The 12,421-nt window shown below is 55.1% G+C and carries 15 protein-coding genes; 11 read left to right on the top strand and 4 right to left on the bottom strand.

Going from position 1 to position 12,421, the window contains the following annotated elements; all coding sequences use genetic code 11:
• Positions 1–188: 188 nt before the first annotated feature.
• Genes AC5S3R_RS10085 through AC5S3R_RS10070 form a run of 4 tightly spaced genes read left to right on the top strand, consistent with a single transcriptional unit; the run spans position 189 to position 2,750 of the window.
• Complete coding sequence (locus AC5S3R_RS10085; protein WP_494266907.1) at positions 189–482, top strand: hypothetical protein; 294 nt, start codon at positions 189–191, stop codon at positions 480–482.
• Positions 472–888, top strand: coding sequence for a GntR family transcriptional regulator (locus tag AC5S3R_RS10080; RefSeq protein WP_494266906.1), 417 nt, complete (start codon positions 472–474; stop codon positions 886–888). Before AC5S3R_RS10085 ends, AC5S3R_RS10080 begins: the two co-directional genes overlap by 11 nt.
• Before the next feature lie 3 nt (positions 889–891).
• A complete protein-coding gene (locus tag AC5S3R_RS10075) occupies positions 892–1,773 on the top strand; it encodes an ABC transporter ATP-binding protein (RefSeq protein ID WP_494266905.1) in 882 nt (293 codons plus the stop codon).
• Positions 1,770–2,750 (top strand): ABC transporter permease, encoded by a 981-nt coding sequence (locus tag AC5S3R_RS10070; RefSeq protein ID WP_494266904.1) that lies wholly within the window; start codon positions 1,770–1,772, stop codon positions 2,748–2,750. Before AC5S3R_RS10075 ends, AC5S3R_RS10070 begins: the two co-directional genes overlap by 4 nt.
• A 119-nt stretch (positions 2,751–2,869) precedes the next feature.
• On the opposite strand, the gene AC5S3R_RS10065 is transcribed toward AC5S3R_RS10070, so the two are convergent.
• A complete protein-coding gene (locus tag AC5S3R_RS10065; protein WP_494266903.1) occupies positions 2,870–4,294 on the bottom strand; it encodes a glycosyltransferase family 87 protein in 1,425 nt (474 codons plus the stop codon).
• Positions 4,295–4,691: 397 nt separating this feature from the next.
• The gene (locus tag AC5S3R_RS10060; protein WP_494266902.1) at positions 4,692–4,871 is read right to left on the bottom strand and encodes a hypothetical protein; all 180 of its coding nucleotides are present in this window, start codon (positions 4,869–4,871) and stop codon (positions 4,692–4,694) included.
• A 109-nt stretch (positions 4,872–4,980) separates the two neighbouring features.
• On the opposite strand from AC5S3R_RS10060, the gene AC5S3R_RS10055 reads away from it, so the two are divergent.
• Both AC5S3R_RS10055 and AC5S3R_RS10050 read left to right on the top strand, forming a co-directional pair.
• Positions 4,981–5,145, top strand: a complete 165-nt coding sequence (locus AC5S3R_RS10055) for a hypothetical protein (RefSeq protein ID WP_494266901.1) — start codon at positions 4,981–4,983, stop codon at positions 5,143–5,145.
• Positions 5,142–5,360, top strand: a complete 219-nt coding sequence (locus AC5S3R_RS10050; RefSeq protein ID WP_494266900.1) for a hypothetical protein — start codon at positions 5,142–5,144, stop codon at positions 5,358–5,360. The genes AC5S3R_RS10055 and AC5S3R_RS10050 overlap by 4 nt, the downstream gene beginning before the upstream one ends.
• 730 nt (positions 5,361–6,090) lie before the next feature.
• On the opposite strand, the gene AC5S3R_RS10045 is transcribed toward AC5S3R_RS10050, so the two are convergent.
• Positions 6,091–6,948 carry a DUF4238 domain-containing protein gene (locus tag AC5S3R_RS10045; protein WP_494266899.1) on the bottom strand — a complete coding sequence of 286 codons (858 nt, stop codon included), beginning with the start codon at positions 6,946–6,948 and terminating at the stop codon, positions 6,091–6,093.
• Positions 6,949–7,211: 263 nt separating this feature from the next.
• Between AC5S3R_RS10045 and AC5S3R_RS10040 the strand changes: the two genes are divergently transcribed.
• Positions 7,212–7,625: a hypothetical protein gene (locus AC5S3R_RS10040; protein ID WP_494266898.1), complete on the top strand. Its 414-nt coding sequence runs from the start codon at positions 7,212–7,214 to the stop codon at positions 7,623–7,625.
• Positions 7,626–7,640: 15 nt separating this feature from the next.
• Positions 7,641–8,135, top strand: a complete 495-nt coding sequence (locus AC5S3R_RS10035) for a hypothetical protein (RefSeq protein WP_494266897.1) — start codon at positions 7,641–7,643, stop codon at positions 8,133–8,135.
• 4 nt (positions 8,136–8,139) lie between these two features.
• On the opposite strand, the gene AC5S3R_RS10030 is transcribed toward AC5S3R_RS10035, so the two are convergent.
• Entirely contained in the window at positions 8,140–8,319 is a 180-nt protein-coding gene (locus AC5S3R_RS10030; protein WP_494266896.1) for a hypothetical protein, read from the bottom strand.
• Between the two features lie 777 nt (positions 8,320–9,096).
• Here AC5S3R_RS10030 and AC5S3R_RS10025 point away from each other — a divergent pair.
• The 3 genes from AC5S3R_RS10025 (at position 9,097) to AC5S3R_RS10015 (ending at position 12,185) form a co-directional block, all read left to right on the top strand.
• Positions 9,097–9,423 carry a hypothetical protein gene (locus tag AC5S3R_RS10025; RefSeq protein ID WP_494266895.1) on the top strand — a complete coding sequence of 109 codons (327 nt, stop codon included), beginning with the start codon at positions 9,097–9,099 and terminating at the stop codon, positions 9,421–9,423.
• Between the two features lie 231 nt (positions 9,424–9,654).
• Positions 9,655–11,037, top strand: a complete 1,383-nt coding sequence (locus AC5S3R_RS10020) for a phage major capsid protein (protein ID WP_494266894.1) — start codon at positions 9,655–9,657, stop codon at positions 11,035–11,037.
• Positions 11,038–11,609: 572 nt separating this feature from the next.
• Complete coding sequence (locus AC5S3R_RS10015) at positions 11,610–12,185, top strand: hypothetical protein (RefSeq protein ID WP_494266893.1); 576 nt, start codon at positions 11,610–11,612, stop codon at positions 12,183–12,185.
• Positions 12,186–12,421: the final 236 nt, after the last annotated feature.

The raw sequence follows: 12,421 nt of genomic DNA, 5'->3' as shown, positions 1-12,421 counted from the left end.
GGGAATAAGGGAACAAGGCGCCAAGGGAACGAGGGAACAAGAAAAGCAGAGGCTTGAGTGCTCGACAAGCCGGGTAAGAAATTTTTCAGAAATACTTGACATTGTTTTAGTGTTTTAGTTATGTATAACAGTAAATCTTGCTCCGTTCGGACGAGAACCAATTCTGGGAACTGGGTCTGGGAGGGGAGATGGAATCGGTAATGCGTATTTTGCTGGCGGTGCTGTTGACGGTTTCGGCTTTGTCAGCGGCGGAGTTTTCCGTGCAGAGGGCTTTTGAACGGGTGAAGGTGCTGGCTGCGGAGAACGAGGCCGGGGCAGGAGCGGTTGCGAAGTCTGTATCGAGGGCGGTTACGCGGCCCGTTGCGGATTTGGCGCTGGTGGGGTTGGAACTGGGCGCGGCGGCGAGCCGTATGGGACTGCAAATTGGTTGCAGCGCAGTTGCAGAGGCAAGGGAAGGTTTCTGGAAGGCCTATGGACATTGAGTGGAACAATAGTCAGCCGATTTACCGCCAGCTTCGCGACCGGGTGGTGGCGATGATTCTGGATGGTGCGTTGAAGGAGGGCGACCCGCTGCCTTCGGTGCGCACGGTGGCGGCGGAGTACCGCGTGAATCCTCTGACGGTGCTGAAGGGATACCAGCAACTGGCGGATGAGGGCGTGGTGGAGACGCGGCGCGGGCGCGGCATGTTTTTGAAGGACGATGCCGGCGGCGTGCTGCTGCAGGGAGAGCGCGAACGGTTTCTGTCGGAAGACTGGCCGAGGGTTTGCGCGATGATCCAGCGGCTGGGGCTGAGCGCGGAGGAGCTGCTGCGCTCACCAAGCTGCAAAGCGGCAGGCAACGCGGCAGCGGGAAATGGAAACAATCCAGAGGAGAGGGAGGCTCGTTAGACGATGACATTGATTGAGGCACATGGGCTGAGCAAGAGATATGGCTCGACGGTTGCGCTGGGCGGGGTTGACCTCATGGTGGATGGGGGGCGGATTCTTGGGCTGATTGGGCCGAATGGCGCAGGCAAGACGACGGCTCTGAACGCGATCCTGGGGCTGGCTCCGTTTGAGGGTGAGCTGAAGGTGCTGGGACTGAATCCGTGGACGCAGCGTGACCAGTTGATGCGCGAGGTTTGCTTCATTGCCGACGTGGCGATTTTGCCGCGGTGGATACGGGTTTCGCAGGCTCTGGATTATGCGGCGGGAGTGCATCCTCGATTTAATCGCGCAAAGGCAGAGGCTTTTCTAGCGCGCACGGCGATTAAGCGCACGAGTCGCGTGAAGGAGCTGTCCAAGGGCATGGTGGCGCAACTGCACCTGGCACTGGTGATGGCGATTGACGCGAAGTTGCTGGTGCTGGATGAGCCGACGCTGGGCTTGGATTTGCTGTATCGCAAGCAGTTTTATGACTCGCTACTGAATGACTACTTTGACCTGAAGCGCACGATTGTTGTGACCACGCACCAGGTTGAGGAGATTCAGAACATTCTCACCGATGTGATGTTTTTGAACGGCGGGCGGATTGTGCTGAGCGCCAGCATGGAAGAGTTTGAGATGCGGTATGTGGAGGCTTCGGTTGGGGCAGAGCATGCTGCCGAGGCGCGGGTGTTGAAGCCCATCTACGAGCGTGAAGTGCTGGGCCGCAGCACGCTACTGTTTGATGGCGTGGACCGGCGGAAGCTGGCATCGCTGGGTGAGGTTCGCACGCCTAGTATTGCGGATGTGTTTGTAGCCGTTGTAGGCGGCGCTGCGGCGCCAGATTCGTATAAGGGAGTGCGCCAATGAGCACGCAATCGAATGTCGTAAATGAATCGCTTGCCTTGCAGGAGTCTGCGGTGCAGGTAATTTCGCCGTGGCGGCGCTTTTATTGGAGCGTGCGGCGCGAGGTTTGGGAGAACTTCGGTGTTTTTCTGGCTCCGGCGGTTGTGGCGGTGTTTGTAATTCTTGGTGTGCTTATCGGGGTCAGCCGCGGAACCATCCAGTTCAACATGACCACAACAAACGGAGATGGCGCCGGGCAGACCACCAATATGGTGATGACGCCGGGCGGCACGGTGACGACTGTTCATGGCAGCGGAGATGGGGTCTTCATGGTATCGATGCTGGCGATTATGGGAGTCTCCTTTCTGGCCGCATTGTTTTATTGCGTTGGCGCACTGCATGGGGAACGGCAGGATCGCAGCATTCTGTTCTGGAAGTCGCTGCCGGTCTCTGACCTGACGACGGTGCTTGCCAAGCTGGCGCTTCCGGCAGCGCTTCTACCGGCCTTTACCTGGGTGCTGATGATTGTCACGCAAATTCTGATTGCATTGATTCACGCCGTGGCACACGCTTCAGCGGGGCAGCAGGGAATGAGTATCTGGAGCGCGGCAAACATTGTGCATATCTGGCTGGTTGTTTTCTACCAACTGATCACGATTCATGTGCTTTGGTACGCGCCGATTTATGGCTACGCGCTGGTGGTTTCCGCATGGGCAAAACGCGCTCCGTTCTTGTGGGCCGTTCTTCCTCCGGTGCTTTTGGGCGTGGTAGAGAAGATTGCCTTCGGCACTTCCAATGTATTTTCGCTGCTGCAGGACAGGCTGTCCGGGCATTCTGCAGGGGATATGGTGAACAACTTAGGCGGCATGGCTTTTGGTGTGATGCCTGAGCTAACACCGCTGCACTTCCTGGCGAATCCAGCACTGTGGCTGGGATTGCTGTTCGCGGCGATATGCGTTGCGGGAGCTGTGCGGCTGCGCCGCTCCGGCGGGGTGATCTAAAAAACAACAACCAGCAGGCGGGTGGACAGGTTTTAAGAAAGCCAGTTTTGCCCCCAACGTTAGTGGATTAGGCAACCTAAGACCTAGGCTACCCGCCGATGCGACCTCAGCGGCGGGTTCTAAGAAGGAATTTCACCTTCTTTTGCATCCGTGCTTTTGGAGAGAGCGGAGCGGGTTAATATCCTCAGGCCAAATACGGAAATTGCGAGCACGAAGACGTTGGGAAGAGCGGAGATAATCTCCTGCCACAGAGGCGGATGAATTCTTCCAAAGTCCCTTGAACTGGAGATTGACTGGAGAAGATGCGAGATGCCGCCACCGGAATGCAGGTAATCCACGACCCCATCCCATATAAGCGGGAATTGAGGAACTGGTAGCGAGAAGAGTACGACGCCGACGAGCAGAATAATCCAAAGCGTACGTTCTTTGCGCTGTGTCCACAGCCATGCAAAAAGCGGCAGCAGGACAAGCGCTCCATAAAATCGCGTGTAAACGGGGAGCAGGCTAATGGTTCCCGTAAGTCCAAGCGCGAGGAATTGGAACGGAACACTCTGCTTGATATGCGGGGGCGCCTTCCACACGGCAATCACCAGGATTACGAACATCACGAACGTGAGCACGAGCGGAAGCAGCGAGGAAATCGAATAGCTGCTCGTAAAGAGAAACACGAGCGGAGCCAGGTTCAGAAGCCGGAAATTGGCCACGCCGTTATAAACAAATGACAGGTTCGAGTTGTTCGCTGCTTCCGCTCCCGAGGGGCCGTTATGCAGGTTCAGCAGCAGGGCCGGGAGCCATTGAATGTGATGGATCTCCAGCCATCCCACGGTCACAATTGTAGCCGCCACTCCCGTGGCCGTCGCTATCCAGAAGCGTTTCCACTCACCAAGCGCCAGTAGCAGCAGCATGAAGGGAACTCCGATGACCGGCTTGATGCCGATGGCGAGGCCCACGAGGATGAACCACCAATAGGAGGAGGCCGGCCGGAAAATCATTTTGAGGAATGGGACAAAAATCATCATCAGCATCAGGAGCGTGATGTTCCTTGGCCGCAACCCGGCGTGGAGCGGCGCGAAGTTGAAGACAAATGCGATAAACACAGCGCGCTCAAGCGCGGGAAAGCCACGTGAAAGCAGGAACGCGACATACAGAAACGCCGCAAGCGAGAACCACATAATCAGCAGTGTGGCTGTATTGAAAGGAAAGGCCAGAAACGGCAGTACGGGAACAAATGCGGTGGGAGGATAAAAAATATCGAGGCGCTGGTATGGAATGGATTCAACCGGGCCAAGCTGCCTCAGGCTCTCTTCCGCCACACTCGCCCGGGTAAATGGCTGATGCCCATGCAACCATGTTTGCGACGCGAAGTAAAGGAAGGAAAAATCATCCGGCTTAAGAACAGATTTCGAGGAAGTATCCTGCTTCACCAGCTTGAAGAGTCCGACAAGCGCGAAGACGATGAGCAGCGCGATTAAAAGACCCCTGTTCCGGGGGGTGGATGCGGATTGCGCATTTTCCTGGACACTATTCCTGGTGAGTGGGCACATGAGTTCGGTTGTTTTCCTTTAGGTAAGGTTTTTGGCCGTTAACTGCTTGTAGTTGAGGAGATATACACCTGCAGCCCCGTGCAAGTGAGGTTAATTGTATCGAAAAAGGATCATTACCATGCTAAATCACAGCCATGGTAAAAAGGCACGGGGTAAGGGCGGCATGAGCCGCGATTGCCGATGGAAGCGATTCGGTGGGCGTCCAAAAACAACAAGGGCCTGAGAGAGTTTCTCAGGCCCTTGGCGGTGAAACTGTTGGGATTGGACAGAATCTTACTCAATAGAATCTATAAGTTACTTTATTTTCAATAGGCATAATGGGCATCATAGGCAGCATAGGCGCGTCCGTAGCACAAATTAGCACAAAATCCCCGGTCCACCCGGCGGTCCGACTGTATCACCGGCCCGGCTTCTTCGCGGGTTTCTCCAGTCCTACAAGAAACGTCTCCACGGCTTCGATGAGCACGGCCTGAAAAGAGCGGTCTGTGTCTAGGGCTACCAGCTTGAGACGGCGGATTAGAGACTTGGGGAGGCGCGTCCCAACGGCTACCAACTCGTCATTCTGCGTTTCTGTCATGCCGCAAGAATACCACCATTCCATAATGCGAGATTTCTAGTTTGCTAGAAAACAAGAAAGCCAGATAAAGTGCCCTCACCCGATATTTCGGGTCTGAAAGGACAACAGAATGGCACAGACACACAAGAGTATCCGCAAGTGGATGGGCATGGAATTTCAAGCAATGCAGGACTGCATAGCTGCGGGTGACGCATCCGGCGCGTTCTACATGGCGCTAATGCTTGCCCGTGGCGCATTCAAGTTAAAGCCTGAACTGCGGGAGGTGCGCGGATGAATTGCCCCAACTGCAATACACCCTATCCGCCGGAGACACCGGCCTTGCACGTCTATGAGGACGATGCCTTGGAGATGGCGCATTTCTGGCATAACGTAGCCCAACACCCCGGCAACAACGCGGCCACGCGGGTCTTTGCCCTTGCTGAGTGCGATCACTGGAGGAAAGTTGCCGCCGAGATTCAAGCAGCCAACGCAAAGGTGGTGCTGGCATGAGCGTCCCCAAGATTCTCAGTTCTACTGCCATGTACCGGGGGGAGTTTCGCGTCACTTGCGAAGCGGAGACACCCGAAGCCGCTGTCCAATACGTCCGCCACGCTTACGGCCCGCAATTCTCCGTTAAATACCTATGGACGGATGCGGACAACCCCAAGGCTCATGCAATCTTCTTGCGCCGTCCATACCGTCCAGTCTCTTTTTGGGCTGAATTGTTTTGGGAGGTGCGCTAATGGTTGCAACGCTTGCGTGTGTCCTTCGCGGGGAGTCCACGGGCGTGGTTGCCACTAGCGCATTCCTCATCTTAGCCGGTGCGTTGGCGGCGCTTATCGCTTGGGCGTGTTGCCGGGTATCCGGTCAATGCAGCCCAGACGAGAGCAGCACCGAAACCACAACCTTTGAAGAGTTATCAGCGGGTGAGCATTTCAAGATAGACACGCCAGAGATTACGCTGACATTCCGCAAGTTGGAGGGTGGCAACCGTGCTCTCTGCCTTCAAAACAACGGCCCTGCAATGATTCATGCCGGATGCCCTGTCATTCGATTGGGCGGGGATGAATGAGGGGCCGAGTAGTTCCGCTAATTGGCCTATTGCTGGCGTTTCTAGCCATGCTGGTGGCGTTGGCAAACTTCGATGCACTCGTAGAGTGGGTGAAATGGCTACGGGCCACATCCGTTTGAAATAAGGCCGTCCGGCACAGTTCGGGCGGCCTCTTTTTGTGCCTGCGCATTAGTACGGAAAGGGAGATATTACAAAACGGTTAGCACGCTCTTTTTGGGTGCTCCGTAAGCTAACAAGTTGCCTTGGGTCCGCTTGGTCATAGGACACATCAAACTTCCGTGGGCTACCAAATAGACACGCTTGCCAACAGAGCGGAAAGAACACAACAGTATCCGGGTGATGGAGCAATTCCATCCCGCCCTCTGCAAGCGTAGACGGCCCCGGCGTTGTCCCTTCAACAAAAGAAGGTTGGTCCATAGTGCAATACGGGTCATTTTCGTTGCCGGTATAACGTAGGCACCAATCAAAGTCTTTGGCCCACCCAATCCCGTTTCGGACATCTTGCAGCATCCGCGAGATGGTGAAATTTCTCACGCCCTGCTCATTTAATGGCCGTAGCTCTAATGAATCTACGGTGACTGAGCGCCTGTCCGGGCTGATGCTTGTAATGGTTGAGGCGCGGACTTGGCGGGCTTCCGCTTCCTGTTGCTGCATAGCAAGCGGGGACCGCGCCCTCATCATTTGCATAAACTCCAACAGAAAATCTTTGTGCTGCTCCCATGTCGCAAACTGATTAGCGGCCATTTGCTCACGTCTTTGCGGAAACTCCCGCTCTAGCCGTGCAAAAACAGAATCCGGGTGCGTTATTACGGAGTAATCCGTCCCGCTTGCGTAGTCATAGAAACCCTTTCCAAAAGCAATTTCACTTGTGCTTACGTTCTCCCATTTTTGTGAGTGCCGCTGGAAACACCAAAGCGGCTTGTCATCCGTAGCGTGGGACGGAGCTATAAACCCGCGCAAGTACCCTTGCGGGAGCCAATGGTCCTTTCTGCCGCGTTGCTTCTTGGCTTTCTGACGCTGTGACATTACGGAAAGTGTAACGCGGAACCAAAAAGACTTTCAGGATTAGGCCCGGTACTTGGCGTTATCCTTGCGTAATGCCCAAGAAGCGTGAAATATCCCCGGCTCTAAACGTGTCCGCTGACGAGTACGTCTCACGGATACCGCCTCCGCTTCAAGGCATCATCTCAAGAATCCGGGCGCAGAAAGAGTCAGACTCTCGCGCCCGGCCCTCTATAACTCTGATAGACAAGTCCGCCATGCTCACACCGGGGAAAAGAGCCGCGCTCTTGGACAAGGTTGCCGAGTTGGTTGATGAAAACGTGGGCGGGCGCTCGGATATGTGCCTTCAGTTCGCGGGCTTGCTCAATCTTGCGTTGCGGCATATCGGGTTTAACAGTTTCGCCGTAACCGGCACGGCAACGTATCTCTCCGCAAAGGGCAAGAGGCAACACACATGGCAACACGCATGGGTGCGCGTTGGGAGGGAGTTGATTGACGGGAATACAGACAGCATCGTAGAAAATCCTATGGTGCCTCAAGGTGTCCAAGCCGCGCCGTATTGGGGACCAATCGAATACGTTCCCACTCAACGGGTGCTTGAGCAAGACGGCTCTTATGTGGCGGATGACCCGGACGTAACGGGAGTTTGGTGGCCGGACATGAAGGATTGGCTAGAAAAGGACTTCACGGGGATTGATTGAAAAAGGATGCGCCTTATGGTGGATGAGCATTGGTTAGCGGGCTTTCGGCATACCGTTGGTGATTTTCAGCAGCGGCAAGCGGGCAGTGGGGATGTTGTCTCAGTCAAGGTGCGTGTGGAGTCCGGGTGTTTTCATCGGGAGCACTCGCCAGAAGCGTACAAGATCATTGACGCATGGCTTAGGAAGCAGCCGGAGCGCATGGAACTGGATGTCATTGAGCATGAAAGCGGCCCGGAGTTACTACTTTATCTGGCCGTGGCTGCCGGTGCTTTGTCTCTTGCAAAGAGCGTGATTGAGCTGATAACGGAAATATTCAAGGCCCGCTCCGCTGGCATCAAGAAAGGCGATCATCCGAGTGACCCGCTTGTGCTCATTGTGCGGCGCGTGGACGAAAAGAATGAATACCGGGAGGATGTAATTCTCCGCATAGGCCCGGATGACACCGTAAGCTCAACCGTAATCGAGAAAGAGCTAATAGCGGCAATCAAGGGCATACTCAAAAGGCGCTAGGCGCTTAATCTCTTGTGTCCGGTAGATCAAAGAGCCTTTCCAACTTTTCAATCTCAAGGTTTCGCATACCAGCTTGCACACGCGGAATTGATAGCTCTGCAATGAGCCATGCCGGTGTCTTTGTTGGCTTGCCCTTGGCTAGTTTCCGCAACTCAGTAAGTACGTTGATTTTTTGGTATGTCATTCGCAAATCCTCCCTGCTTGGAGCAAGAATGCCACACCCGCTTCACCATGTTTCACGCTGTGAGATTGCTGCGATCATGTCCTGACACAAAGCAGTAGTACCTAAGTGGCCTTTTCGTAGTAGTTCAGCGGAGGGGCCATTTTCATTTAGCACAAAAAGGACGTTTTCATTAGCACAGAAAGCGCAAAAGAAAAATGTGCTCACATGGGGAATACGGCAAAACCCGTGAGATGGCGGTTTCAGTGGAGCACAAAATAAATGCGGAACGCTCACGACAGGAACGGCGGACTCCATGCCACTATGGGGTGTAAGTGAAGCAGCTCAAAAAAGTAGTGGCGTTGAGCTGCCGGGGCTGCTCCGCCGTCGCAAAGCTGAGGCTGAAAACTTTTTGAAAAAAGATTCTGCCGCATAAGACACCTGTGGCAAAACTAACGTTACTCTCTAAACGTGACATGAACGGCAAGCTCTAAAGAAAAATGCGCTGTGTGGCACATCGGCAAAAACGGATGCGATAAATAAATCGGGGCGCTGACGGGGATAAGTCCATAGTCGATGGTTCAATGAAGTTGAAAGAGCACGAAAAAAAGTAGAGTGCTGACGGGTCATTGGCGGGAACGAATGGCAGACCGTCTTTAAGAAAAAAGATTCTGCCTTGTAAACTTCAGCTCTTCATTTTCGCTAGTGTGGATGTAGGGCAAAAAAATTCACCGTATAAGGGGGATACGGTCACATTAACGGTACTGTCTTTAAGAGGGGGACGGAGGAATGATGCAAGCAATGTATATCGAACGGGCGGCATCTGCCGCTATCGGAAGCGCCGTGTCCGTCATGGTTTCGCTTAGCCCGGATAACCGTGACATCAGCATGGAACCGCTGGACGCTACGCCGGACAAGGCTGATTACGTCTCCCGGAAGTTGCGGCCCGTTGGTGTAGTCGCATTGAAGGGATTGCAACCCGTCTTCGTTCCTCAAGAGCCGCTGGCAGCGGAGACGGTCTCCGTAATCCTCAAGGCATTCCGGGAGTACGTCTGCACACTGATTAACGGGGAACCTTACTACGATTGGCTCACCCGGCAGTATATCTCCGCGCCCTTCAACGCATAGGGCTTCGTCTTTCGAGCTTCACCTTTCGAGCTTCACCTTTCGAGCTTTCACTTTCGTACAAGTTTGCTGGCTTCATCCTAATCCCCCAAAGAGGGGCATGAGGACGGGGCCGTGCGCGTTAGCGGCATAAGCAAGGACACGCGCAAATAGCTGTTAATGCGGCAGGGGAGGCCGTGCGTCCAAACGCGCTCATGCGCCTGAACCGTAACAGGAATTAGGAGAACTCTCCAAATGAATCTGCACGATTTGAAACAGCAGTACAAGGCATCTCTGGATGCGGCGGAAGCGCTGCTTGGTGGTAAAGACCACATCATGACCCAAGCTGAGACTGCGGCGTATGAGTCGCACATGGCACAGGCCGCGCATACTCAGACGCTTATCAAGGCAAGTGAATCCGTCAACACCATCCGTGGAATGTTTGCGAACGGCACGCCATTCCCCACCCCCGGCCTTTCCCCCAACGCCGCGCAGCCGGTAGGCTTCATGCAGACCATTGCGACCGCCCCCGATTTTGCAGGAACGCAGCGCCCGGAATACAAAACCGCGCTGATGAGCTTCTTCAGGACGGGCGGCAAGGCTCACGGTGATGAACTGGTTGTGGGCGCGGACGGTAACGGGGGATACCATCTCCCCGGTTCCGAACTGTACACACGGCAGCGCGGTCCCAATAGTGCCTTCCTTCCGGCACCGGGGATGAGCGCGGCGCTGTATGAGGGCGCTGGCGGCAGTTCCAACGCGGCGGGTGGCTATGCGCTTAACGTGCCTACCATTCAGCAAATTGTGCCGCTTGGTCTGCCCGACATGGGCATTTATGATGCGGCCACGGTTATTCCCACCGCCACGCCGATCAAACTGCCCACGCAAACGGCCTTTGGTACGTCAGCGGCAAAGGCTGAGAGCACCGGCACTACGAGCAGCTTCGGAGGGACGGACTTCACGCTTGGGCAGGTTGAGCTTGATGCGTATATGGCGGGCCGTGTTGCCATTGCGAGTTGGGAACTGTTGCAGGACGTGGACATTTTCCAGCAGTTCATCGTTGGGGACTTGCTGAACTCGCAGCGTATCTATGAAGCGAATCTGTTTGCAAATGGCACTGGGACTGGACAGGCTCAGGGTGTCTTTGGCAATACGGGGACCGGCACAGGCAATGCGTATGAGTTGACCGGCGCGGCCACTGACGGACAGCTCTTGCTCAACTCGCTCTTCGACGTTACGTCCACCTTAAAGTCCTTGTATCAGTCCAACGCATCGTGGATTATGAGCCGTGCAACCGGCTTGACAATCCGCCGCGCACAGATGCAAGCCAACCTCTTTGCGCCTGTCTGGACGGAGGGCGCGGATGGTACCCACTTGCTGCTTGGCCGCCCGGTCTACTACGACCAGAACGCTCCGGCGCTGCCTACGGCAACAAGCGCGGGTGTGCTGCCCATCCTCTACGGTGACTTCAAACGCGCTTACTACATTGGTGTGCGTGGTGGAGCGGGCATCAACGTGAAGGTGCTCGATCAGCCGCTTGCGCTTCAGGGGCAGGTAGCAATTCTGGCGTACCGCCGCGTTGATGGCCGCGTGGTGATGCCGGAGGCCGTGCAGTCCGTGAAGATTTCCCACTCGTAAACCAACCGGCTTGGCCCGCGCCGATGTAAACGGGCTTTGAGCGAAACGGGAGACGGCCTCAACCGGGGAGTGTTGGGGCCAGTCCCGGAAGTAGCCACACATTCAGAGTGTGGGGTGCATTCTCCGTGCTGTCCCCACAAGGCGTATCAGGTCCGCCTAGATTCAGCAGCACGGAGAACCTGCTTATGCCGTTACGGATGGGACGGGCATAGGCAAGCCAAAGCAGCCATGACCCGCGTGATTGGTTGTAGAGGACGAGTCCGGTGGAAAGCCGGACACCTTTTGAGACTGCGGCTCCGAACTGAGCAGCCGGGGCCGCTGTAACCGCGCCGTAGCGGTTCCGCTTGGCAAGGCGCTATCTGCGGCTCCAACTGTGGCACGTTTCTTCTTGGACGGGGGCGTGCAACGGGACTTTTAAGTGGAGAGTGAACGCTTGGGAACCGGGGGGTAGGCATACTGCAAAAACCCAAGCTAGGGGTGCCGCCGGACAGCAGTAGCAATGCGCCTACGGGCTTTGTAATGCGATTACGGGGCATTGTAGGCGCGCAGATTCAAGATTGGAGACAGCAGATATGGAAACGACAAGAGCAGTAATGGCGGCGGGAAAAGAGGGGATGAATGCGCTCCCGGCTGTATGTGAAGTGATTGACACTCCAGACCCAGAAACAAAAGTATTCCGGTTTACAGATTGGGGCCGTTGTCCCGCGTGGAGCAATGGCCCTTTCTCCGCTCCAGAGCAGGAATATCGTCCAGAAGGAAAGCGGCACTTTATCAGCGTCTTTGAGCAGCCACGTTGGGGAATGGACGTTGCCGGTGGTCCCAAACTGTTGGGCCGGTATCGCGTCACCGTGGAGTTGGAGACACCGCCCGGTTACTTAGCCGCTTATGAAGGCACCACTAAGCCGGAGCCGATCAACAATTCCACGGAAGAGCCGGAGCAAGTCCGCTCATTCAACATTGAGGACGCTATCCTTGCCACGCTGGAGCCGGTGAAACGGATGCCGTTGCGTGACCTCAAACGCAAGCTCCATGCCGCAAGACTGCCGCAGTTTGATGCGTGCTTGCAGACGTTGGTGGATGAGGGTGAGCTGACACTTGAGCCGGATGCCGAACACCCAAAGCGTATGTGGGTTGTCACCAAGCCGTAGTCATTGGCACCAATGGCCATGACTACAGGTGGTGACAATCTATCCAATTCAATATCAATAAGTTAGAGAGACTGTCACCATTGGCACCACCAAAATGGGTGCCCTAGATAGGGAGAAAAACATCCGTTGGCACAGAGAAAGACCTAAGTAGATAAAAAATAATAATTAAATATATATATTTTCATATACTTACGTCCTTTTATTACCTTCTTTCTCTCTAGGCGCGGTGTTTTAGT

This window comes from Occallatibacter sp. FHG110214_02 (assembly GCF_059115385.1).
The sequence above is the reverse complement of the archived record's forward strand: the minus strand, read 5'-3'. Positions and strand labels throughout refer to the sequence as shown.